The sequence below is a fragment of the Luteibacter jiangsuensis genome, from assembly GCF_011742555.1.
Lineage (GTDB): Bacteria > Pseudomonadota > Gammaproteobacteria > Xanthomonadales > Rhodanobacteraceae > Luteibacter > Luteibacter jiangsuensis.
The window spans coordinates 468518-492845 of the sequence record NZ_JAAQQR010000001.1 but is presented as its reverse complement, the minus strand read 5'-3'; the positions used below and the strand labels follow the sequence as shown (position 1 = coordinate 492845).

The 24328-nt window shown below is 65.9% G+C and carries 19 protein-coding genes; 14 read left to right on the top strand and 5 right to left on the bottom strand.

The genetic code is table 11. The features are described from left to right. Positions 1–20: 20 nt before the first annotated feature. Positions 21–1604, bottom strand: a complete 1584-nt coding sequence (locus HBF26_RS02075) for an amidase (RefSeq protein ID WP_167122565.1) — start codon at positions 1602–1604, stop codon at positions 21–23. A 131-nt stretch (positions 1605–1735) separates the two neighbouring features. Here HBF26_RS02075 and HBF26_RS02070 point away from each other — a divergent pair, with 131 nt between their 5' ends. The 3 genes from HBF26_RS02070 (at position 1736) to HBF26_RS02060 (ending at position 5156) form a co-directional block, all read left to right on the top strand. Next, the gene (locus tag HBF26_RS02070) at positions 1736–2440 is read left to right on the top strand and encodes a c-type cytochrome (protein ID WP_167122563.1); all 705 of its coding nucleotides are present in this window, start codon (positions 1736–1738) and stop codon (positions 2438–2440) included. Between the two features lie 3 nt (positions 2441–2443). After that, complete coding sequence (locus HBF26_RS02065) at positions 2444–3664, top strand: cytochrome c (RefSeq protein ID WP_167122561.1); 1221 nt, start codon at positions 2444–2446, stop codon at positions 3662–3664. A gap of 166 nt (positions 3665–3830) precedes the next feature. Further along, positions 3831–5156, top strand: coding sequence for a hypothetical protein (locus tag HBF26_RS02060; RefSeq protein ID WP_167122559.1), 1326 nt, complete (start codon positions 3831–3833; stop codon positions 5154–5156). Positions 5157–5203: 47 nt separating this feature from the next. Here HBF26_RS02060 and HBF26_RS02055 read toward each other — a convergent pair whose 3' ends face one another. Continuing rightward, entirely contained in the window at positions 5204–5737 is a 534-nt protein-coding gene (locus HBF26_RS02055) for a mismatch-specific DNA-glycosylase (protein WP_167122557.1), read from the bottom strand. 63 nt (positions 5738–5800) lie between these two features. Between HBF26_RS02055 and HBF26_RS02050 the strand changes: the two genes are divergently transcribed. Next, positions 5801–6919: a mechanosensitive ion channel family protein gene (locus tag HBF26_RS02050; protein ID WP_205287576.1), complete on the top strand. Its 1119-nt coding sequence runs from the start codon at positions 5801–5803 to the stop codon at positions 6917–6919. 91 nt (positions 6920–7010) lie between these two features. Next, positions 7011–7565, top strand: a complete 555-nt coding sequence (locus tag HBF26_RS19455; protein ID WP_167122555.1) for a DUF1003 domain-containing protein — start codon at positions 7011–7013, stop codon at positions 7563–7565. 198 nt (positions 7566–7763) lie between these two features. Here the strand turns inward: HBF26_RS19455 and typA are convergent, their stop codons facing one another. Next, the gene (gene typA, locus HBF26_RS02040; protein ID WP_167122553.1) at positions 7764–9596 is read right to left on the bottom strand and encodes a translational GTPase TypA; all 1833 of its coding nucleotides are present in this window, start codon (positions 9594–9596) and stop codon (positions 7764–7766) included. Positions 9597–9715: 119 nt separating this feature from the next. Next, positions 9716–11905, bottom strand: coding sequence for a pilin (locus HBF26_RS02035; protein ID WP_167122551.1), 2190 nt, complete (start codon positions 11903–11905; stop codon positions 9716–9718). A gap of 133 nt (positions 11906–12038) precedes the next feature. Between HBF26_RS02035 and HBF26_RS02030 the strand changes: the two genes are divergently transcribed. The 5 genes from HBF26_RS02030 to HBF26_RS02010 all read left to right on the top strand — a co-directional run bounded on the left by HBF26_RS02030 (position 12039) and on the right by HBF26_RS02010 (position 17909). Next, on the top strand, positions 12039–13793 hold the full coding sequence (locus HBF26_RS02030; protein ID WP_167122549.1) for a 3-hydroxybutyrate oligomer hydrolase family protein: 1755 nt from the start codon (positions 12039–12041) through the stop codon (positions 13791–13793). Between the two features lie 124 nt (positions 13794–13917). Further along, complete coding sequence (locus tag HBF26_RS02025) at positions 13918–14424, top strand: peptidylprolyl isomerase (protein ID WP_167026561.1); 507 nt, start codon at positions 13918–13920, stop codon at positions 14422–14424. Between the two features lie 214 nt (positions 14425–14638). Next, positions 14639–15838, top strand: coding sequence for an aminotransferase class I/II-fold pyridoxal phosphate-dependent enzyme (locus HBF26_RS02020; protein WP_167122547.1), 1200 nt, complete (start codon positions 14639–14641; stop codon positions 15836–15838). Positions 15839–15871: 33 nt separating this feature from the next. Next, on the top strand, positions 15872–16855 hold the full coding sequence (locus HBF26_RS02015) for a malate dehydrogenase (RefSeq protein ID WP_167122545.1): 984 nt from the start codon (positions 15872–15874) through the stop codon (positions 16853–16855). A gap of 112 nt (positions 16856–16967) precedes the next feature. Then, a complete protein-coding gene (locus HBF26_RS02010; protein ID WP_167122543.1) occupies positions 16968–17909 on the top strand; it encodes a cation diffusion facilitator family transporter in 942 nt (313 codons plus the stop codon). Positions 17910–17974: 65 nt separating this feature from the next. Here the strand turns inward: HBF26_RS02010 and gnd are convergent, their stop codons facing one another. Next, positions 17975–19012, bottom strand: a complete 1038-nt coding sequence (gene gnd, locus HBF26_RS02005; RefSeq protein WP_338039622.1) for a phosphogluconate dehydrogenase (NAD(+)-dependent, decarboxylating) — start codon at positions 19010–19012, stop codon at positions 17975–17977. A gap of 189 nt (positions 19013–19201) precedes the next feature. Here gnd and HBF26_RS02000 point away from each other — a divergent pair, with 189 nt between their 5' ends. From HBF26_RS02000 to HBF26_RS01985, 4 genes are all read left to right on the top strand, one after another. Continuing rightward, the gene (locus HBF26_RS02000) at positions 19202–19696 is read left to right on the top strand and encodes a pyridoxamine 5'-phosphate oxidase family protein (RefSeq protein WP_167122539.1); all 495 of its coding nucleotides are present in this window, start codon (positions 19202–19204) and stop codon (positions 19694–19696) included. A 75-nt stretch (positions 19697–19771) separates the two neighbouring features. Continuing rightward, complete coding sequence (locus HBF26_RS01995) at positions 19772–21691, top strand: M1 family metallopeptidase (RefSeq protein WP_167122537.1); 1920 nt, start codon at positions 19772–19774, stop codon at positions 21689–21691. Between the two features lie 11 nt (positions 21692–21702). Further along, positions 21703–22344: a Pr6Pr family membrane protein gene (locus tag HBF26_RS01990; protein ID WP_167122535.1), complete on the top strand. Its 642-nt coding sequence runs from the start codon at positions 21703–21705 to the stop codon at positions 22342–22344. Between the two features lie 59 nt (positions 22345–22403). Then, entirely contained in the window at positions 22404–24236 is a 1833-nt protein-coding gene (locus HBF26_RS01985; RefSeq protein WP_167122533.1) for an ABC transporter ATP-binding protein, read from the top strand. The last annotated feature ends 92 nt before the right edge of the window (positions 24237–24328 follow it).

The following is a 24328-nucleotide window of genomic DNA, read 5'->3' as shown; positions in this document are numbered from 1 at the left end:
CTCCCCGTGCGACTTCCGGTTCACCGAACCGGCAGCGTCGGCAGGTACTTCGGCCGGCGGAACGCGTTCGCCTTCCGCTCCACCCCATAGGCAATCGCGATCAGCGTCGGCTCGCTCCATTTCGTGCCGAAGAACACCACGCCAATAGGCAGTTCGTGCGCGAATTCGACGGGCAGGGTGATCGATGGATAGCCCGCTATGGCCGCTGGTGCCGAGACGCCGCCGACGGTGGGATCGCCGCTGACCACGTGGTCGCCCAATACCAAGTCGTTCACGAAGGCCGGCCCCCAGCTTGGCGCGAGCAGGGCATCCAGCTTGTCCTTCCGCAGTGCGGCGTCGATGCCTTCCGGCCCCGCGAGCCGCTTGTTCCTGTCGCGCATGGCAATGTACTTCGGGTCGTCGAGACCACCCTTCGCCTGCGCGGCGAGGAACAGTTCCTGGCCGAACCACGGCATCTCTTTCGCCGCCTCGCGCTTGTTGAAGGCGATGAGGTCGGCCAGCGTCTTCATCGGCTGGTCGGGGCGGGTGGCGAGATAGGCCGCGATGTCGTGCTTGAACTCGTAAAGCAGCACATCGATCTCGTGCTCGCTCAGTTCCTTGAGGTGGGGTATCTCCACGTTGTCCACCACGATCGCACCTTGCGCCTTGAGCAGGGCGATGGTGTGTTCGAGCGCCCTGTCGGCATTCGGCTCGATGCCGGCCAACTGCCTCACCACGCCGATACGCTTGCCGCGCAGGCCATTGGGATCGAGGAACTTCGTGTAATCGGTGGCGTGCTTTCCCGCTTCCGCCGTGGCGGGATCGCGGGCATCGGGCCCGGCGATGGCGCTGAGCACCGCGGCCGCGTCGGCCACGCTGCGGGCCATCGGACCGGCGGTGTCCTGGCTGTGCGAGATGGGCACGATGCCGCTGCGGCTCACCAGCCCCACGGTGGGTTTGATGCCTACGAGGCCGGTCATGGACGCCGGGCAGATGATGGAGCCGTCGGTTTCACTGCCGATGGCCGCCGTGGCAAGACCCGCGGCCACCGCCGCGCCGGAGCCCGCGCTCGAACCGCACGCATTGCGATCGAGCACGTACGGATTGACGGTGAGGCCGCCGCGCGCCGTCCAGCCGCTGGTGGCGTGAGTGGAGCGCATGTTCGCCCACTCGCTGAGGTTGGTCTTGCCAAGGATGATGGCGCCCGCTTTTCGCAGGCGCGCCGCCACTTCGGAGTCGCGCGGCGCGGGCTTCACCGTGAGGGCCAGCGAGCCTGCGCTGGTCATCATGCGGTCGCCCGTGTCGATGTTGTCTTTCAGCAGGATGGGAATACCGGCCAGAGGGCCTTTGCCCCTGGCGGTACGCGCGATCTGCAACGCGTCGGGGTTCGTCTCCAGCACGGCGTTCACGCGTGGGCCGGCCTTGTCGATGGTCGCGATCCGGTCGAGGAACAGGCGTGTGAGCCCTTCCGGCGTCAGCGCGCCCGATGCATAGGCGGCCTGCACGGTGGCGATGGAGGCGAAAGCGTCGTCCTCTCCGGCCTCACGCGCTCGGGCCGTCGAAGCCAGGTGGAACGACAACCCCGTGGCGACAAGCACCAAGGGTCTGGTCCAGCGATGCTGCATCGTTTTCCCCTTCGATCGGACGAAGCGTCGCACCCATCTTAACCGGGTGCCCCCGGGCATATACTGGCTCAAAGCCATGCTCGCGCGAGAGCCGTGCGCGGGCCCGCCAACGTTACACCAGGGAGTGCCACATGCGTCGTCTCCTTCGCCGGCTGCTAGTCGCAGCCGTCGTGTTCTGCGCCGTTCCGGCGCCGGCCGCCGATTCGCAGGCCGTACCCGACACCCTGGCCCAGCGCATCGCTGCCTGCACGAGCTGTCACGGCGAACGCGGCGAGGGCGGCGACAACGGCTTCAACCCCCGCCTCGCCGGAAAGCCCGCCGGCTACCTGCACCGGCAGATGCAGGACTTCCAGCGAGGGCTCCGCCACTACGAGATCATGGAATACATGGTGGCCCCGCTGACCGACGCATACATGCGGGAAATCGCGGAGTACTTCGCCGGACAGGAAGTACCTTATGCGCGGCATCCGGTGCCGGCGACCACCGCCGCGGCGATGGCGCGAGGCGAGGAACTGGCCACGCGCGGCGATCCCAAGCGCGGCGTGCCTGCCTGCATGGCTTGTCACGGTCCCAACCTCACGGGGGTCCAGCCCGACATTCCGGGGCTCGTCGGCTTGCCTTACGACTACATCAGCGCGCAGATCGGCGCATGGCGCACGAACACGCGCAGCACGGTGGCGCCGGACTGCATGGCCACGATCGCGAACCGCCTGAGCGACGCCGACATCAGCGCCGTGGCCGCGTGGCTGGCCCAGCGTCCGGTGCCGGACGACGCACATCCGGAACCGGCGGGAAGCATCAAGCCGCCACTCCACTGCGGCGTGCTCGGAGGCTGACCCATGAAGACATCCAGCCTTCTGTTCGCCTGTTTCGTCCTGCTGCTGTCCGCCACCGCCGCACAAGCCTCCGCCGATGTGCAACGTGGCCAGTACCTTGCCATGGCGGGCGATTGCGCCGCCTGCCACACATCGCGCCATGGCCAGCCGTTCGCGGGCGGCAGCGTCGTGCCCACGCCGTTCGGAGCGATTCCCGCGCCCAACCTCACGCCCGACCGCGAAACCGGCCTCGGCGACTGGAGCGCCGACGATTTCTATCGCGCCATGCACTCCGGAGTGGCGCACGACGGCACGTCGCTTTATCCCGCCTTTCCGTTCACCTCGTACACCAAGGTCACGCGTGCCGACACGGATGCCATCTTCGCCTACCTGCGCAGCCTTCCGGCGGTAAGGAGCGCGGATACGCCCAACACACTGCGTTGGCCGTACCGTATGCGCTCGCTCATGAGCGCGTGGCGCACCCTTTATTTCGACGAGGGCGAATACGCCACGGATCCGAAACGATCCGCAGCATGGAACCGGGGCGCGTACCTCGTGCAGGGGCTCGGCCATTGCAACGAATGCCATGCTCGCCGCAACAGCTTCGGCGCGATGGTGCAGGAGCCCTTCCTCGCCGGCGGCATCGTGCCGGTACAGAACTGGTACGCCCCCGATCTCTCGATGGGGCCGCACGGCGGACTCGCCGGGTGGACCGAAGCCGACGTGGTTGCGCTGCTGAAAACCGGCCGTTCGGCCAAGGGCACGGCATCGGGGCCGATGGCCGACGTCGTCATGCGCAGCACCCAGCATCTGAGCGACGACGACCTGGAGGCCATGGCCACGTACCTGAAGTCCCTGCCGGATCGCGAGCCGCAACGGCAGCGCGAATCGGCGGTGGGTGCGCGCGACCTGGCCCTGCGGGGCCAGAAGGTTTACGCGCAGCAATGCGCCGAATGCCACGCCGACAACGGACGCGGAAAGGGCGACGCGTATCCGCCGCTGGACGGCAACGTATCGGTCACCGATCCCACGGGCATCAACGCCATTCGCGTCGTCCTGTCGGGCGGTTTCGCTCCTGTCACGAAGGACAATCCGCGGCCTTACTCGATGCCCCCGTTCACCCAGAAGCTCACCGACGACGATGTGGCGGCGGTGGTCACGTATATCCGGCAGGCATGGTCGAACAAGGCCGCCGCGGTGTCGCCCGCTGACGTGCGGGCTTATCGCTCGACGCCTGGCGGTTGAGTTCAAGCGTTTGCCGTAACGCACCGCAGGTGGCACGCAGCCAAAAGTCGTATGGAATCGACTGGCAGCAGGGCATAGGCTGATTGCGCAAGTACACGGTGACGAACTCGAACGAACCTTTCAGGGAGTTCGGGCAAGGATGCAAAATCGGCCGAAGGAGAGCGCCATGAGCAAGGAAGCAAAGAGTGGGGAGCTTGAGTACGAATTCAGGTTCCCATTCAGTACGTACGCAGGAAGCATGCTGCCTTTGGCTAATGGCGGTATGTATTTGACGGGTTCATTCGATGCCAATGGTCCCAACGAACCGGTGACCTTGCTGGTAGCCCGTGTCGACGCGAAAGGCAACCCGGATGTCGGGTTCGGTGCCGATGGGGTTGCGACAATCCAGTTGAATACGGGCTTTCAGGTAGGTGTTCCCTGGGGTGTCATGAGGGGCCCCGCTGGAACGGTCACGGCCGCGTTGGTCATAAACAGGACGATCGGTCTGGCTCGCCTTAAACCGGGAGGTAGCCTGGATCTCACATTCGGTCGTTGGGGCACCATCGTGCATGACTTCGAGAGAAGGGCGTCGAGGTATTCGGCGGCTCGTTCCAGCAATGATCGTCGTGTGATCGAGGATACGCGAAACCGGGATTTCCCCAGCGAAGGGCCCCTTGCGGTCGGGGCCATGGATAACGGAATCGTTCCTGCTCCGGACGGCGGCAGCTACTTCGTCCGCGACTTCGGCTTCGGCGGCCCTCCATGGAGCATCCTTGTCCACTTCGACCCCGACGGGTTTCTTGATACAAGCTTTGGCGACTCCGGCGTCGTCTACATCCAGCTTCCGGGTCGTGAGCAAACCGTCATCTTCGCTGCCAAAAGCGTGGAGGGGGGCGAAGGCAATAAGATCGTCGTTGTTGGCTGGGCCGGCGACTTCGGTTCCCCGGTGGGGGTAGTCGCCCGTTTCCATTCAGACGGCACACCGGACGATACCTTTGGCGAACAGGGGATCGCCGTTGTGGAGCCGCCGAGTGGACGATTTCCGTCTTCCATGTTGTTTACCGCGGTGCATGTGATGCCTGACGGCAGAATCTTCGCGAGTGGTAGATTCAGGGAAAACGACCGACAGGCAGGACTGTTGGCTGGCTTGGATGCCACGGGCAAACTGCTGCCTTCGTTCAACGGTGGCGAGGTCGTCATTTTCGATCCGCTTGGAGCGGACGAGCATCGATTGGATGTAAACGTCCTTTCCCAACCCGACGGCAAGATCGTCGTTGTCGGGTCTGCCAATGGTCTTTCAGAGAATAAAGTCGCCGTCCTCGTGGCACGTTACATGCCGGACGGTTCCCTTGATCGTAGCTTCGCGGTTCCCAAGGGCTGGACGACGGTACAGGCGTTCGGAAGTGCGCTCAGTGTGCCAAGCAGTTTCCAGTTCGCGCTGGACGGAAAGATCCTTATCGCGGGCTACAACGCTGATTCCCCGACACCCTGGGTCATGCGATTGTCGAACTGACAGGCACTCCTTTCGAAGCGCGTAAATCACCCGGTCGGTGCAGGCATTCAGTCCTGCACGCCCGGGATGCCAGCCGTTAGGAAGTCGGCCATCGCCTGCCAGGCGCGAAGGTCCCACGACCGCCGCGCCTGGCCGGAAGGCGAGGGCAGGACGAAGGTGGACACGTTGGCGAAACGTTCTTCCTGCAAGCCGTAGCCGATACCTTTGCCCAGCGCGGCCGTGCCGCCGTGCTTGCTGGTGAACGCGATGGCATCGGGAGCAAAGTGCTCGATCTTCTGACGCAGTGCCGCGACGTCGAAGGCGTCGACGGGAAGCTCGGCATCGTTGCCGTAGTGGTATTTCGAAAGATCGGTGAGTCCGATGCCGAAGGCCGGGAGCAACGGGTATTCCGCGGGTGCCAGCAGTCGCGGTGTCAGCCCGACCGCGAACAAGGTGCGCCAGAACATGTTGCCCGGATGGGCGTAATAAGCCCCCTCCCGCGCCGAGCGCGTGCCGGCGGCCGTGCCGCAGAAAACCACTCGCAGCCCGTCTTGCAGCACATCGGGAAGGACAAAACGGTCGCTGACGACATTTGTTGTCATGCGCGAATCTTACGCGAGCACGCCGACAAAGCGTGGACATCCGTGCCGCTAAGCTAGGACGCCATGAACTTTCCCGACTGGATGCTTGATTTCGCGCATCCGTGGACGCGTTTCGCGCTGATTGTCGTGATTGCGCTGGTCGCCACGGGTATTTTTCGCAGGCTCGTGCAGGTGCTGCTCCGGCGCTTCGCCATCCGCCATCCCATGGGCGCTTCCATCGTCGCGCGCGCAAATGCGCCCCTGGAGGCGATCCTCCCGCTGGCGATGCTGCTCCTTGCGTTTCGCGCGGCGCCGGACGAGCCCGCACGCCTGGTCGACGGCCTCGAGCATATACTCGGCGTCGCGCTGATCGCCGCGTGCACATGGTTCGTCGTGCGCTGCATCGGTGCCCTCGAAGCGGCCGTGTCCCGCTTCAATCCCATTGACCTTGCGGACAACCTGCGGGCACGGCGTTTGCAGACGCAGGTGCGCGTGTTGAGCCGCACGGCCATGGTCGTGACGGTGGTGCTCGGGATCGGTGTGGGGTTGATGACTTTCCCCGCCGTGCGCCAGTTCGGCGCGAGCCTGCTCGCGTCGGCCGGTCTGGCCGGCCTCGCCGTTGGCCTGGCGGCGAAACCGGTGCTCGGCAACCTGATAGCCGGCATACAGATCGCGCTTACCCAGCCTATCCGCATCGACGACGTGGTGATCGTCGAAGGCGAGTGGGGCAAGGTGGAGGAAATCAGCAGCACCTACGTGGTCGTGCGCATCTGGGACGAACGGCGATTGATCGTGCCGTTGCAGTACTTCATTGAAAACCCTTTCCAGAACTGGACGCGGACCAGTTCGCAGATCCTCGGCTCGGTGATGCTGTGGTTCGACTATGGATTGCCGCTCGATCCGCTTCGGGCGGAACTGAAGCGGCTCTGCGAGGAGGCGCCCGAGTGGGACAAGCGGGTATGCGTGCTGCAGGTGGTAGACAGCAACGAAAGGGCGATGCAGTTGCGCGCCCTGGTGAGTTCCGCCGATTCCGGCAGATCGTGGGATCTGCGCTGCAAGGTGCGGGAAGGGCTTATCGCCTTCGTCCGCCGCGAGTATCCCCAACACCTGCCGCGGCTGCGGGGCGAATTGGAGAGCGAGGTGCGTGCGGCCGACGCGGCTGCCCCGCCGTTCGCGAGCAGGACGGTATCGGCCCGTCGCTGACTTTCGCCCGTCCACGACAGAAGCATGAAAGCTCGTGGTACGCGGGTCGTGGTAGCGTGCGCGGCAATCCCCTTGTACCAGGAGAATCGCCGTGACGGTCAACGAGCAGAACACAGAGCAGGCGGCACGCAAGTGGTTCGCCAAGAGCTCCGGCGACCTGGGCCATGCCGAACGGTGGCTCCTGGAGAGGCTGGTTCAGCGCAAGATCGTAGCGGAGAACGTGAGCGCCGAGTTCCACTCCGAACTCACCTTCGGCCAGCGACTGGCGGATTCCGTGTCGCGCTTCGGAGGTTCGTGGACCTTCATCATCCTTTTCGCCGTCGGCCTGCTGCTCTGGACAGGGCTCAATTCCTATGTGCTGCACAAACCGTTCGATCCGTATCCCTATATTTTCCTCAACCTGATGCTCTCGATGCTCGCCGCCGTGCAGGCGCCGGTCATCATGATGAGCCAGAACCGCCAGGCCGCCATGGACCGGATGGACGCCACCAACGACTACAAGGTGAACCTGAAGGCCGAGATCGAGATCATGGCCTTGCATGACAAGCTGGACCAGATGCGCACGGAGCAGCTGGCGGCCCTGTTGGCAAAGCAACAGGAACAGATCGATCTGCTGATGAAGCTGGTGGACTCCCGGGCTCGCTAGGGCGAAGTCTCAGGGCCCGCCGTCATCCCTGCGAAAGCAGGGACCCAGGGCCTCGGTTCCCGATTGAGCGATGAGGCTCTGGATTCCTGCTTCCGCAGGAATGATCGGGGTGGTCGCGCCGAGTTTCGTGGTGCGTTCCGACGAACATAAAAAAACCCGGCACGAAGCCGGGTTTTTCCTTCCGCACATCAGCCGGGATCAACCCTGGCCGCGCGACGCCTTCTTGCGGTCGTTTTCCGTCAGGTGCTTCTTGCGCAGACGGATTTCCTTCGGCGTGACCTCGACCAGTTCGTCGTCGTCGATGAAGTCCAGCGCCTGTTCGAGCGAGAACTTGATCGGCGGGGTGAGCTGGATCGCATCGTCCTTGCCGGCGGCGCGCATGTTGGTCAGCGGCTTGGGCTTGATGGCGTTGACGGTGAGGTCGTTGTCCTTGGCGTGGATGCCGATGAGCTGGCCTTCGTACACCGAGTCGCCCTCGGCTGCGAACAGCTTGCCGCGCTCCTGCAGCGGGCCGAGCGAGTAGGCCGGGGTGGTGCCCGCGGCGTTCGCGATCATCACGCCGTTGAGGCGCTTGGCGATCTGGCCTTCTTCCTTCGGACCGTAATGGTCGAACACGTGGAACAGCAGGCCCGAACCCTGGGTGAGGGTCTTGAACTGGTTCTGGAAGCCGATGAGGCCACGCGCCGGGATCATGTATTCCAGGCGCACGCGGCCCTTGCCATCGGGCTCCATGTTCTTCAGCTGGCCCTTGCGGATGCCGAGGCGCTCCATGACCGGACCCTGGTGGGTCTCTTCCACGTCGACCACCAGCTGCTCGTACGGCTCCATGAGCTGGCCGTCGATTTCCTTGATGATGACTTCCGGACGCGACACGGCCAGTTCGTAGCCTTCACGGCGCATGTTCTCGATCAGTACCGACAGGTGCAGTTCGCCGCGGCCGGAAACGAGGAACTTGTCGGCGTCGGAGCCGTCTTCCACGCGCAGGGCCACGTTGTGCACCTTCTCGCGGTCCAGGCGCTCGCGGATCTGGCGGCTGGTGAGGAACTTGCCGCCGGAGAGGTCCTTGTTGCCGACGAACGGCGAGTTGTTCACCTGGAAGGTCATGCTGATCGTCGGCTCGTCGACGGTCAGGGCCGGCAGCGCTTCCGGAGTGTCCAGCGCGCAGACGGTGTCGGAAATGGTGAGTTCCTGGATGCCCGAGATGGCGACGATGTCGCCCGCCTCGGCGGTGTCCTGCTCGATGCGCTCCAGGCCGAGGAAGCCCAGCACCTGCAGCACCTTGCCCTGGCGCTTCTTGCCTTCGCGGTCGATGACGGCCACGGGCATGTTCTTCTTCAGCGTGCCGCGCTGGATGCGGCCAATGCCGATGACGCCGACGAAGTTGTTGTAGTCGAGCTGGCTGATGCGCATCTGGAACGGGCCTTCCGGATCGACGTCCGGCTTCGGCGCATGGTCCATGATGGCCTGGTACAGCGGGGTCATGTCGCCTTCGCGGGCGTCCTGGTCGAGCGAGGCGTAGCCGTTCAGGGCCGACGCGTAGACGATCGGGAAGTCCATCTGCTCGGGCGTGGCGCCCAGGCGGTCGAAGAGGTCCCACACCTGTTCCACGACCCACTCCGGACGCGCGCCCGGGCGGTCGATCTTGTTGACGACGACGATCGGCTTGAAGCCCATCGCGAACGCCTTCTGGGTGACGAAGCGCGTCTGCGGCATGGGGCCGTCCATCGCGTCGACGAGAATCAGCACGGTGTCGACCATCGACAGCACGCGCTCGACCTCGCCGCCGAAGTCCGCGTGTCCCGGGGTGTCGACGATGTTGATGCGGTTACCCTGCCAGGTGATCGCGGTGTTCTTGGCAAGGATGGTGATGCCGCGTTCCTTTTCCTGGTCGTTCGAATCCATCACGCGCTCGGCAAGCACGGTGCGCTCGTTGAGCGTGCCGGACTGCTTGAGGAGCTGGTCGACGAGGGTGGTCTTGCCGTGGTCGACGTGAGCCACGATGGCGATATTGCGCAGGTTTTCGATCGACATGCGTCATGCGCCGGCCTTCAGCCGGTGCACCTCTTTGGTATGGGAAGCCGCCGATTATAAAGGAAATTGGCGACGTTCGCATGACCGGGCGGGGCAATCGAAGCCCCGCCCGGTCCGGCCTACGGTTCCAGGGGCTCGTCCCGGCAGGTCAGCGGAAGGTATTTCTCGTCGATACCCTCGCCGGAGCAGCCCCAGGCGACCGAATGGCCCTGCACGCGCGGGGTCAGCACGAGGGTGCCGCCGTCGAGCCGGGCATCGGCCTTGCGCGGCGGTCTGGCGTCGATGGTGACCACGATCTCGCCGCCCGCGCCCACCTCGACCGACCCGGCGACGTCGTTGCCCAGGCTCGTCGGCTCGCCGAGGCCGGCGGCCTTATTGCTGGCCGGAAACTTGCCAGTGCGCTGACGCGCCTCCGTCACCGCCGCCTTGGCCGCGGAGGCGGCGTCGAGCGCGGAGGCCACCTGGCTGCGCAGCATGTACTCCTGGTACTGCGGCACGGCGATCGCCGCCACGATGGCGGTCCCGGCGACCAGACCCATGCCGCCCACCTCGCCGACGAGTTCCACCGGGCTCTGCTCGTAGGTGAAGGACACCGCGAGCGTATCCGGGTCCACCTCGAGCGCGGCGCCGATCACGCCGTCTTCCGGAAGATTCAACGTGTGCGCGGAGGGCAGGGCGCTGATGTCGATGTCCGCACCGACGGCGCTGCCGAGGATCTGGAGGATCTGGATGTACGAGTAATAGGCCTCGCGCTGCGCGTCGCGCGTGGAGGCGGTGAAGCCGACAAGCGTCCTGGTGCCCGGGTAGGCGCGGGCCTTGAACCAGTCGACCAGCGACGTGCCTGGGTTCCCGGCCGCTCGGTCGGCCAGGGCCTGCGGCACTTTCGCCATCACGACCCAGTCGCCGTCCTCGACCCAGTACGAGCGGCCGCCGAGGCGGGAGAGGAAGGACGCAAACGGCTTGAGCGATTCCGGCGCATTGGGCGGAAGATCGGCCTCCCCCGGTCCCGGCATCGACAGCCAGTGGACCGACGTGCCGTCGACTTTGCTCACCCCGGTTTTCCAGCCTTTCGCCGCCATGCTTTCGATGCGTGCGTACCAGTCCTTGCGATCGGGCGTGTGCAGCGCATAGAACAGGCCGGTGTCGTCGGAGAACACCACCATCTCGGGGCCGAACCAGCGGAACCAGTCGGACGGGCCGGCGCCGTAGCGGGCCCGCATCTTCTCCACCGCCGCGCGGTAGCGCTGCGCCGCCTCGGTCCCGAAATCGAGATTCAGGTTGCTTTCGAAGGTCTGGTAGTTTTTCGCGTCCGGAAGCGACAAGGTCAGCGCCCAGCGCGGGTCGCCCACCGTTTTCAAGGTCGGGGAGAACGCCGACGGGGCGAGATACTGCAGTGCGCGTGCGCCGGGAGCGTGGGCGATGATGCGGAACTGGGCACGCCCATCGACCGTGCCGCCGCCGAAAGCGATGGCGTCGGCCTTGGAGGCGAAATCGGACGGGAGGCGGCCGAACGGGTTATCGCCCGCCTGCGCGGCAGCTACGCCGCCCATGCCGCGTACGCTGATCCAGCCGAACAGGCCTTCGCCGGAGGTGTCGATGCGCGGCTCCAGGGCCGCCAGCGTCGCGGGCGCCGCGCCGGGCGCGGTCTTGCCGAACGAAGCGAGCACCTCGTCCAGCGTGGCCTTGTCACTTGGCGCCTGGGCCGACTGCGTGATCCACAGCCGGTGTTCCGCGGCGACGTAGCGAATGGCCCCGCCGCTGGCGAGCTGGCCGTTCCCCTGTGCGTCGAGCGGGGCGGCTAGCAGCGGCGTCGAGGCATCGAGACTCGCGATACGGGCATTGAAGGCATCGACGGACGGGTAGTCGAGCAGCGCCGTGAGCACCAGGCGCGACGTGGGCGCCGGGATGCCGAGCGGGTCGACCAGTGCGATTTCCAATGGCGAGCGCAGATCGTTCAGCAGCAGATTGACCAGGCCCGCGATTTTCAGGTCCGCGAGCGCCTTGTCGCTGGCCATGCTGTTGCGGATGCGCGCGATGGCATCCAGATGGGCCTTCGAGGACAACGCCGCATCCAGCGGGCGTCCGTTCGGCACGCCACCGAGCATCGCCCATGGCGATGGAATGCGCATGTAGCCGACGGTCTGGGCCGGGAGGTGCTGGCGCATCCACGCGGGGGCCGAGATGGCGGTCTGCGCGGCTGCGACAGCCTTTGGATCGGCCGCGGCGGCCTCGTCTTTCTTGTGGCAGGCGACAAGGCCAAGCGCCGCGACGAGGGCGGCGGACATCACGACGGTGCGACGGGCAATCATTGCTCTCCCCTGTGGATTCATCCGGCTCCTGCCGGGTCGCGGGAGGATAGCAGTGGCACAGCATCCGGTTGCACGTGTTCGAGACGGCGCAGGCCGGATGTGATACCAAGCCTTCTCGATCGAGGGAGTCCGCATGTCGGCATCCGACAACTTCGGCACGCTGCGCGTCACCACGCACCGCGGCGGCGACGACCTGCTCAGCGCCGGCCTCGGCTTGCGTGGATTGTCGGGTGCGCCGGCGCCGTTCGCACATCCGGCAGCGCCGACGCCCGCCGAACTGCGCCGCCGCGCGATCCAGAGCAATTGGAAGGGCATCGCCGATCTCGGTCCGCTCGGTGGCTTCGGCACCGTGTATGGAAGCGTGCCGGATGTGCCGGGGCGCGAATTCATGGCGTTCGCGAGGCTTGCCGGCGCGAAGGCATCGCATCGCATTCTCGTGCAGGTGCCCGATGCTTTCGATCGCGCGAAGCGCTGCCTCGTCGTCAGCGCCTCGCCGGGCACGCGCGGCGTTTACGGCTCCATCGCCGTCGCCGGGGCATGGGGGCTGCCACGCGGCTGCGCCGTGGCGTATACCGACAAGGGCGCGGGAAGCGGCTATTTCGACAGCGCGGACGGCAGCGGTGTGGCGCTCGACGGCACCCGGGCGAAGGCGGGGGAAGTGCCCCTGGAGTTCGAGCCGACCGGTGTCGCGGCCCGGGCCGGCATCGCCGTGAAACATGCCCATTCCGGAGACAACCCGGAAGCCGACTGGGGCCGGCATGTCCTGCAGGCGGCACGTTTTGGCCTCGCCATGCTCGACGAGGCGTTTCCCGACGATGCGCCGTTCACGCCCGCGAACACGCGGATCATCGCTACCGGTCTGTCGAACGGTGGCGGCGCCGTGCTGCGGGCGGCAGGCGAGGATACGGAAGGCCTGCTCACGGCCGTGGTGGCCCTGGCACCGAATATCTACGTGGAAGGTCATGGCCGGCCGTTTTACGACTACGCGACCGAAGCCGCGATCTTCCTGCCGGCCGCGCTGGCCGCGCCGCCGTTCGATGGGCTGCCGTTCGCCCGCGTGGGCGGCGCGCAACCTCCGGCATGGGCGTTGCGGTGTGCCGCGCTGCGCGCCCACGGGCGGCTCTCCGCGATGCTACCGGCCGCCCAGGGCGAGGAAGCGCTTGCCCTGCTGCGGGCATCGGGCTGGCATGACGAAGCCCTGGCCGTGGGAGCCTCGTCGGCTTCGCTGGATCTGTGGCGCGCGGTCACCGTGGCGTATGCCTCCGCGTACCTGCGGCGGCCATGCGGCGACATGCCCTGCGGTTACTCGTATCGGCCACAGCACACGGGCGGCATGGCGGGGCCTGTGGACGCGATGATCCGCGCGGCATGGTGGGCCGACGGCTCCGGAACCCCGCCCGGGGCGGGCATCGCGCTCGCCGGGGGCAGCGATGTCTCCATGGATCCCACCCTGCCGGGCAACCTCTGCCTGCGCGATCTGTGGACAGGGCAGGACACCGATGCGCAACGCCTGCGCGAGGCGGTCCAGGTCACGGCCGCCTCGTTGCCGCGCGAGGATCTGCCGGTTTTCGTCGTGCATGGTGCGCAGGATGGCCTGATCCCTGTCGGGTTCTCGTCCGACCCCTATGTGAAGTGGCTGCGCGCCGCCGGGCGTTCCCCGGTCTACTGGAAAGTGCCTCACGCCCAGCACTTCGACGCTTTCCTGGCGTTTCCCGATTTCGGCGATCGCCACGTGCCCCTTCTTCCGTTCGGCCACGCCGCCCTCGACCGGGCCTGGGCGCATGTGGCGGAGGGCAGGGCCCTGCCGGAGGACGCGGCGGTGCGCGACACGCGGCCGCGCGGCCCGGGCGCCCTGACTGCCGCCGCGCTGGCCTTGCCCGGCGCCTGAACGGTCGTCACGCTTTCTCGCTTGAAGTCCTGTGACGAGGGCGCCATCTTCGGTAGCCTTGCATCCCCCCGGGCGGGGCACGACGACGTGTCCGTCCGCATTTCAACGAGTTACAGGAACCGCGATGACCATCAACGTCACCATGAAGACGAACAAGGGCGATATCCACCTGCGCCTGCACGACGACAAGACCCCGATGACGGTGGCCAGCTTCGTGAACCTGGCCAAGCGTGGCTACTACGACGGCCTGTCGTTCCATCGCGTGATCGCCGACTTCATGATCCAAGGCGGTTGCCCCGAAGGTTCGGGCCGCGGCGGCCCGGGCTACAAGTTCGGCGACGAGTTCAACAGCAGCCTGAAGCACGACAAGCCGGGCGTTCTGTCCATGGCCAACGCCGGGCCGGGCACGAACGGTTCGCAGTTCTTCATCACGCACGGCGCGACGCCGTGGCTGGACGGCAAGCACAGCGTGTTCGGCGAAGTGGTCGGTCCGGAAGACCAGAAGGTGGTCGATGCGATCCGCCAGGACGACACCATCGAGAAGGTGGAAGTCTCTGGCGACGTGGACGCGCTGCTGGCGGCGCAGGCCGACAACGTGGCCAAGTGGAACGCGGTGCTCGACGCACGCTGATCGCCTCGCTGCGGGGGCCGATATTCGGCTTCCGCAAGGCAATGGGTGCTTTTTGTGGGAGCCGCTTCAGCGGCGATGGTGCATGCGGCAGGCTTGCCCGCTGCCGCGGGATCGCCGGCGTAGCCGGCTCCCACAAGTCACATGAGTTCGCAGCCTGCGCCGGCGGGGCCGTGTTAAAATGGCGGCCTTTGCCCCTTCCGAAGTCGAGGAAACGATGCCGCAGCTCGCCAAGCGTATCGGTCGTGCCAAGCCCAGCGCGATCATGGTCATCGCCGAGAAGGCCAAGCGCCTGAAGGCCGAGGGTCGCGACATCGTCAGCTTCTCGATCGGCGTGCCGAACTTCCTCCCCGGCGACCACGTGTACGCCGCGGCGCGCGAGGCCCTGGCGAAGGATTCCGGGCAGTACGGCAGCAATCGTGGCCCCGATGCCCTCGTCGACGCCTTCCTGGCGCATATCGAAGCCCTGGGGCTCACCGGCTACACCCGCAAGAACGTTTCCACGGGCGTGGGCGCCAAGCAGGTGCTGTACAACCTGGCCGAGGCGCTGCTCGACGAAGGCGACGAAATCGCATTCCCCGCGCCGTACTGGACCAGCTACCTCGACATCGCCGAAATCGTCGGCGCGAAGATCAACATCCTGCCGTGCCCGCCGGAGCAGCACTACAAGCTCACGCCGGCGCAGCTCGATGCCGCGCTGGCCCGCAAGCCGCGCGTGTTCCTGTTCAACAATCCGTCCAATCCCACCGGCATGGTCTACACGCGCGAGGAAATTGCCGCGCTGGCCGACGTGATCGCGAAGTACCCGGACACCTGGGTCATCACCGACGACATCTACAACACGATGGTGTTCGACGGCGTGGGCTATCACAACTTCGTGCACGTGCGCCCGGAGCTGAAGGACCGGGTGATCTTCGTCGATTCGCTTTCGAAGACCTACGGCATGCCGGGTTGGCGCGTGGGCTTCATCGCCGCGCCGGAAGCGGTGGCGCTCGCCGTCACCACGCTCAATTCCAACCACATCACCAGCCTGCCCGAGGTCGTGACCGCCGCCGCCGTGGCCGCGCTTTCGGGCCCGCAGGACATCCCGGCGGCGAAGCGCGACGAGTTCGCGCTGAAACGCGACCGCGTGTACAACGCCCTGGTTTCCATTCCCGGCGTGGTCTGCCCGCGCCCGCAGGGCGCCTTCTACGCGTTCCCCGATATTTCCGTGGCCTTCGGCAAGAAGCACAACGGCGTGGCGATCGACTCCGACGTCGACTTCTGCGCGGTGTTGCTCGAAGCCAAGGGTGTGGCCTGCGTGCCCGGTTCCGCGTTCGGTGAACCGCGCGCGCTGCGCATTTCCTATTCCTGCTCCGACGAGGCGCTCGACAAGGGCATGGCCCGCATCGTCGAGTTCTTCGCCGAGCTCACCTGATCAGTTCCCCGCGGTATTCCTAGGAGTCGAAAGATGAAAGCACCCGTTCGCGTTGCCGTCACCGGCGCAGCCGGCCAGATCGGTTATGCCCTCCTGTTCCGTATCGCCGCCGGCGACATGCTCGGTCCCGACCAGCCGGTGATCCTGCACCTGCTCGAGATCACCCCGGCGCTTCCCGCCCTCCAGGGCGTGGTGATGGAACTCAACGACTGCGCCTTCCCGACCCTTGCCGGCGTGGTGGCTACCGACGACGTGAACGTCGCCTTCAAGGACGTCGATTACGCGCTGCTCGTCGGCGCGCGTCCGCGCGGCCCGGGCATGGAGCGCAAGGACCTGCTCGAGGCCAACGGTGCCATCTTCGGACCCCAGGGCAAGGCGCTGAACGATCACGCCAAGCGCGACGTGCGCGTGCTCGTGGTGGGCAACCCGGCGAACACCAACGCCCTGATCGCGCAGCAGAACGCGCCGGACCTCGATCCGAAGTGCTTCACCGCCATGGTCCGCCTCGACCATAACCGCGCGCTGTCGCAGCTTGCCGAGAAGACGGGCGCGCACACCACCGAGATCAAGAAGGTCACCATCTGGGGCAACCACAGCTCCACCCAGTACCCAGACCTCCACGAGGCCACGGTGAAGGGCAAGGCGGCGCTGGAGCAGGTCGACCAGGCCTGGTACGCGGACACCTTCATTCCCACGGTGCAGCAGCGCGGCGCGGCCATCATCAAGGCGCGCGGCGCCTCCTCGGCGGCCTCCGCCGCTTCGGCCGCCATCGACCACATGCGCGACTGGGCGCTCGGCACCGCCGAAGGCGACTGGACCTCCATGGGCATTCCGTCCGACGGCTCCTACGGCATCGAGCCGGGCGTGATCTTCGGTTACCCGGTGACGGTGAAGGACGGCAAGTACGCCATCGTGCAGGGCCTGAAGATCAACGAGTTCTCGCAGGCGCGCATCGACGCGACCAACAAGGAACTGCGCGAGGAACGCGCTGGCGTGGAGCACCTGTTCGCGAAGTAATCGCGGCGGGATCCTGCAAATGAAAAGGCCGCGCTGCAAGGCGCGGCCTTTTTTGTCGTGCATGTTGAGGGATTGACCTGGCCATTACGTGGTCCCGGAGAGGATGCGGCCCATGGCCCATAGTCCCAAGCTTGTCGTTTACGCCGCGCTCGCCGCGAATATCGGCATTGCCATCGCCAAATTCGTGGCCGCGGCCATCAGCGGCAGCTCGGCCATGCTTTCCGAGGGCGTGCATTCGCTGGTGGACAGCGTCAACGAGGTGCTGCTGCTCTACGGCCTGCGGCGCTCGCAGCTGCCGCCGGATCGGGAGAACCCCCTGGGTTACGGGCGCGAACTCTACTTCTGGAGCTTCATCGTGGCCTTGCTGGTGCTGGCGCTCGGTGCGGGCTTCTCCCTCTACGAAGGCGTGAACCACATCCTTTCGCCGGAGCCGCTACGCGATCCGACGGTGAACTATGTGGTGCTCGGCATAGGCGTGCTGTTCGAGGGCGTATCCTGGTGGATGTCGCTGAAGAGCGTGCAGCGCAGGAAGGGACGGCTCGGCTACTTCGAAGCCTTCCGTACCACCAAGGACCCGACGACCTTTTCCGTGCTGTTCGAGGACAGCGCGGCGCTGCTTGGACTGGCCATCGCCGCCGGGGGCGTCTACCTGTCGCACGCTCTGGGCGACCCACGCATCGACGGCTGGGCATCGATCGGCATCGCGGTGGTGCTCGCGCTGGCGTCGGCTCTGCTGGCGCGGGAGAGCAAGGCCTTGCTCATCGGCGAACCCGCGCATCCGAACCTGCTTGCGAGGGTGTGCGGCATCGCCGGGAAGGTGAAGGGCGTGGAAGCAGTGAACGGCATGCTCACGCTTCAGATGGGACCCGACCACGTGCTGGTGGCCGTGTCGGCAGCCTTCGATGATCGCCTGACCACGGTGGAGATCGAGGACGTGGTGCGCACCATCGAGGCGCGCACCAAGGAAGCCGGGCTGCCCATCGTGGCGCTGTTCATCAAGCCGCAGACGCCCGAGCGATGGCGCGAGCGTCTGCGCGAGCTGGACGGTAACTGACTACGTCACGGGAACCGGTTCTGTGTTGAACCGGTTCTGTGTGGGCCCGGCTGCCCGATATGCCCTCAGGAGTGCTCGCCTTCCTTCGGCGGCTTGCCGCGGCCTTCGATATGCCCGCCGAAGCCCATGCGCATCGCGGAGAGCAGGCGCTCGGCGTACGTGTGGTCCTGGCGCGAGCGGAAGCGGGCGAAGAGGGCGGAAGTGAGCACCTCGGCCGGCACCGCCTGCTCGATGGCGGCGTTGACCGTCCAGCGGCCTTCGCCGGAATCGTCGACGTAGCCGGAGTAGTTGTCGAGTTCCGGGCCCTTCGCCAGGGCGCTGGCGGTGAGGTCGAGCAACCACGAGGACACCACGCTGCCGCGGCGCCAGACCTCGGCGATGTCGGCCATGTCCAGTTCGTAGCGCTCGCGCTCCGGAAGATGCGCGGCGTTGCGGTTCTTCAGGATGTCGAAGCCTTCCGCGAACGACTGCATCATGCCGTACTCGATGCCGTTGTGAATCATCTTCACGAAGTGACCCGCGCCGGCCGGACCGGCGTGCATGTAGCCGTTCTCGACGCGCGGATCGCGGCCCTCGCGGCCTTCCGTGCGCGGGATGTCGCCGGCACCGGGGGCCAGGGTCTTGAAGATCGGGTCGAGATAATCGACCGTGGGCTTGTCCCCGCCGATCATCATGCAGTAGCCGCGCTCCAGGCCCCACACGCCGCCGGAAGTGCCCACGTCAACATAGTGCTGGCCCTTGGCCGCAAGGGTTTCGGCACGGCGCGCATCATCCTTGTAGAAGGTGTTGCCACCGTCGATGACGATATCGTCCTTGCCCATCAGGTCGCTGAGCTTCGCGATCGTGGTTTCGGTGATATCGCCTGCGGGAAGCATGACCCAGACCACGCGCGGCGACGGGAGCGCCTGTACCAGGGCCTCGAGCGAGTCCACGGCCTCTCCGCCATCCTTCGCCAGCGCGTCGCGCGCGGCGGGGTTGTTGTCGTAGACCACGGTCTGATGACCGTCCCTCATCAGGCGGCGAGCGATGTTGCCGCCCATGCGGCCGAGTCCGATCAAACCGATTTTCATGCGTGGGGTCCTCGATGTATGAACGTGGGGAATATGCGGATACCCCGGCCATATGCAAGGTATACGTTGGGATGCACTTGCCTAATAGTGCGTTCTGTCGCACGCGAAGTCGACCTCCTCGAAGGGATGTGAGGGCGGCGTCGTTCCGTGGCATCCCGCGCTTGACGAGCCCTTGAGCGGCGGAGTGGGACGGTGTGGCTCCTCTCTCAAAGGAGCATTGCCATGGCCGATACCCGCCAGGACGAACTGGATCGCATCTGGGCCCTCATCAAGGATGCCCGGGTCGCGATGTTGACCAGCGAACGCGACGGCAGGCTCTACAGCCGCCCCATGGTCGCTTCGCAAAAGGGCTTTGACGGAAGCCTGTGGTTCTTCACGCGGAAGAGCTCGCCCAAGGTTGCGGAAGTGGAAGGCCACCGCGAGGTTAACGTCGCTTATGCCAGCGCCGCCGACAACAGCTTCGTGTCGCTCTCCGGGAGGGCCGTGCTCGTGGAAGACCGCGCGGCCATCGAGGCTCACTGGAATGTCTGGGTAAAAGCCTGGTTTCCCGATGGCAAGGACGATCCGGATCTCGCGTTGCTTCGTGTGGATGTGGACACCGCGGAATATTGGGATGCGCCCTCGTCGAAGATGGTGCTTGCCTTCGACTATCTGAAGGCCCGAGTCACCGGTGGGAAGCCAGAGGCGGGGGAGAACCGCAAGGTCGACCTTCGTTGACCTGACTTCCGGCACGGTGGAGTCGGAAATCGATTGCCGGTTACGCTCAAGGGTCGTCCCACCCGAGAGTAGCCGATGAAATTCCTCGCCCGTGCCTGTCTCGCCGCGGCCGCCCTTGCCGGCGCCTGCGGCGCGATGGCTGCCGACTTCGACCCGCGCGAGACGTTCGCGCCGTTCTCGTATCCCCAGCCGGTGAACGCCTATCGTTCGGGCAGCGGAATGCCGGGGCCAATGTTCTGGCAGAACCGCGCCGACTACGAGTTGGCGGCTACGCTGGATCCGGTCAGGAACACCCTGAGCGGCAAGGCGACCATCCGCTATACGAACAACAGCCCCGATGCGCTGGATGTGCTCTGGCTGCAGTTGGACGAGAACCGTTTCACCGCCGACGCCCGCGGCAATTTCACCTCGGACAAGACCGCAAAGAGGCATACCGACGGCTATCGTATCGCTTCGGTGACCGTCGACGGTCGCAAGGCCGAATACGTGATCAGCGACACGCGGATGCAGGTGCGGCTGCCCGCGCCGCTGGCGGGGAAGGGTGGCAAGATTTCGCTGACGATCGTGTATTCCTACGATCTTCCCGGCGACTTCGGCGGACGCACGGGGTTCGCCCCCTCGAAGAACGGCAACATCTACGAGATGGCGCAGTGGTATCCGCGCATGTGCGTGTACGACGACCTGCGCGGATGGGACACGGCGCCTTATCTCAACAGCGAGTTCTATCTCGAGTACGGCGATTTCGATTATGCGATCACCGTGCCTTCCAACATGATCGTCGCCGGCTCAGGCGAACTGGTGAATCCCGACGACGTGCTGACGGCCACGCAGCGCGAGCGCCTGGCCAAGGCACGACAGAGCGACAGCACGGTGATGATCCGGACGCCGGCCGAGGTTGCGGACCCGGCCAGTCGTCCCAAGCAGGGCGGCACGCTTACCTGGAAATTCCGGATGAAGAACACGCGCGACGTCGCCTTCGGTGCGTCCACCGCGTATGTGTGGGATGCGGCGCGCATCAACCTGCCGGAGGGCAAGACGGCGCTGGCGATGTCGGTCTATCCGGTGGAAAGTGTGGGCCAGGACCGCTGGGGCCGCTCGACCGAATACCTGAAGGCCGCGGTGGAGCACTTCTCCAGCAAGTGGTACCCCTACCCGTATCCGGTGGCGATCAACGAGGCGGGCACCGCGGCGAGCGGCATGGAATACCCGGGCATCGTCTTCGATCCCATGGAGGCGCCGGCCAAGCCCCTGCACATGGTCACCGCCCACGAGATCGGTCACACGTGGTTCCCGATGATCGTCGGCAGCGACGAGCGCCGTAATGCGTGGATGGACGAAGGCTTCAATACCTTCATCGACGTATACGAGGCCGATGCCTTCAACCATGGCGAGTTCGCGCCGAAGCGCGACGGCGAATATGCGCCGAAGGGCGGCAATCCCGTGGACGAGATCCTGCCCCTGCTGGCCGACCGGGACGCGCCCTCGCTGATGATCGGCGCCGACATGGTCAAGGAGAAATACCGCCACCCCGCCACCTACTTCAAGGCGGCGCTGGGGCTCGTGTTGTTGCGCGAGGAGATCATCGGGCCGGAGCGCTTCGATCCCGCGTTCCGCAAATACATCGCCACCTGGGCCTACAGGCACCCCTCGCCGTCGGACTTCTTCCGTCTGATGGAAAGCGAGGCGGGCGAGGATCTTTCCTGGTTCTGGCGCGGATGGTTCGAGAAGAACTGGCAGCTGGACATGGCCGTGGAGAAGGTCGACGGATCCGTGGTCACCGTAGCGAACCTGGACCAGCTGGTGATGCCGGCCACGCTGCGTGTGACGCTGGACGACAAGTCCACACGCGACATCCGCGTACCGGTGGAGACCTGGCAGCAGCACAAGCGCTTCGACATCGAGGTACCCGGCGGGCGGAAGGTCGTTCGTGCCGAAATCGATCCGGACCACAAGATTCCGGACCGCGATCGCGGCAATAATAAGTGGCCCCGCTGACGGACCGCTCCATGTCGCCCCGAACCGCCGCCGTCTCCGACCTCTTCGCCATCATCGTGGCGGCGGTGGCCTGGCCCGCGCTCGTATTGCAGTACTGGCTGATCGTATGGTCCGGTTCGCCGGGCGCGGTGACGGTGCGTTACTTCAGCTTCTTCACCATCCTCTCCAACCTCCTGGTGGCGCTGGTCGCCGCATCGGCGGCGACGGGCGGCAGCTGGACGCCGCTGCGCATCCTGCGCACGCCACGCGTGCGCGGCCTGGCGGCGTTGTGCATCGCGGTGACGGCCCTGGTGTACGTCACGGTGTTGCGTTCCCTGTGGCATCCGCTGGGCCCGCAACTCATCGCCGACCGCTCCCTGCATTACGTGGTGCCGGTGCTCTATCTGGTGTGGTGGTTCGCCCTGTTGCCGCACGGCACCCTGGTCTGGCGCGACGCGGCGCGCTGGCTCTGGTTTCCCCTGGTGTTTGTCCTGTGGACCTTCGCTCGCGGAGCCGTCGTCGACGAGTACCCGTATCCGTTTCTTGACGTCGGCCGGCTTGGGTACCCCGCGGTTCTGCTCAACGCCGTGGTGGTGGCGGTGCTGTTTGTCGTGCTCGGGCTGGGCCTGGTGGCTGCCGACAAGGCGCTCGCGCCCAGGCACGCGGCCCCCTGACGACGCCCGGACCACCGGTTCTGTCCGCCACAGTGGCGGGGAAGGACTAGAATGGGCGGATGATCTTCCGCTGGTTCGAATCCCTTATCGACATCTTCCGCGAGGCGCCCGATCGGGCACCGCCGAAGGGCGTCGTCCGCTTCTACGCCTATTACCTGCGTCAGGTGTGGAAAATTTTCGCGGCCACCCTGGTGGTGGGCCTCGCGGTGGCGCTGATCGAAGTGGCCTTGTTCGACTTCCTGGGCCGCGTCGTGGACATGGCGCAGAAGACGCCCGCGGCGGTGTTCTTCCAGACGCATTGGCGCACGCTCGCCTGGATGGGCTTCGTGGTGGTGCTGCTGCGCCCCCTGGCCATGGGGCTGCACGATCTGCTGGTGAACCAGGCTCTGAGCCCGGGCATGACCACCATGATGCGCTGGCAGCATCATCGTTATGTGCTGAAGCAGAGCCTGTCGTTCTTCCAGAACGACTTCGCCGGGCGCATCGCCAACCGCATCATGCAGACCGCGCCGTCGCTGCGGCAATCCGCGGTGCAGGTGGTGGACGCCCTGTGGTACGTCACCGTATACGCCGGCACCTCGGTCTACCTGTTCGCCAGGGCCGACGTCCGGCTGGCGTTGCCGCTGGTGGCGTGGATCGCCTGCTATATCGGCATGCTGGTGTTCTTCGTGCCGAGGGTGAAGGAGCGTTCCTGGCGCGCGTCCGAGGCACGTTCGAAGCTGATGGGCCGCATCGTCGACGGCTACAGCAACATCATGACGCTGAAGCTTTTCGCGCACACTCATCGCGAGGAAGCCTATGCACAGGAGGCCATGCGCGAACAGACCGACAAGGTGCGGGCGTCCAGCCGCATGGTTACCGGCATGGATACGTCCATCACCTCGCTCAACGGCCTGTTGATCGCGGGAACCAGCGCACTGGCGCTCTGGCTGTGGGTCAAGGGCAACGTGTCCACCGGCCAGGTAGCGCTTGCGGTGGGCCTGGTGATCCGCATCAACAACATGTCCGGTTGGATCATGTGGGTCGTCAACGGCATCTTCGAAGACGTGGGCACCGTGCAGGACGGCATCACCACGATTGCGCAGGAACGCACCGTGCTCGATCGCGACGATGCCGTGCCGTTGCAGGTCACGCGCGGCGAGGTGCGTTTCGACAACATCCATTTCCATTACGGCAAGGCGGGCGGCGTCATCGCGGGGCTCGACCTCATCGTGCGGCCGGGCGAGAAGATCGGCCTCGTCGGCCCCTCGGGGGCCGGCAAGACCACGCTCGTCAATGTGATGCTGCGCCTCTACGACCTTGAGGAAGGGCGCATCGCCATCGATGGCCAGGACATCGCCAGGGTGACCCAGGAATCGCTGCGCTCGCACATCGGCGTGGTGACCCAGGACACCTCCCTGCTGCACCGGTCGATTCGCGACAACCTGTTGTATGGCCGCCCCGACGCCACTGAGGCCGAATTGCTCGCGGCCGTGCGCCAGGCACGCGCCGACGAGTTCATTCCCGGGCTTTCCGACGGGGACGGGCGCACGGGCTTCGAGGCGCACGCAGGCGAGCGCGGCGTCAAGCTTTCCGGCGGCCAGCGCCAGCGCATCGCCATCGCGCGGGTGCTGTTGAAAGACGCGCCCATCCTGGTGCTCGACGAAGCCACGTCGGCGCTCGACTCCGAGGCCGAAGCCGCGATCCAGGAAAGCCTGGAGGTTCTCATGCGCGGCAAGACGGTGATCGCGATCGCCCACCGCTTGTCCACCATCGCGAAGATGGACCGCCTGGTGGTGATGGAGCGGGGCGCCATCGTGGAGACGGGCACGCATGCCGAGCTGATCGCCCGGGGCGGGCTGTACGCCCGGTTGTGGGCTCACCAGACCGGCGGCTTCGTCGGGGTCGAATAGGCCCCACCCGCAGGGATGAATGGGATGAGAGGCTGCCTTGCAAACGTTGCGCTTGTCGGGCGCTCCGTTCCGGCGAAAATACCCGTCGACCA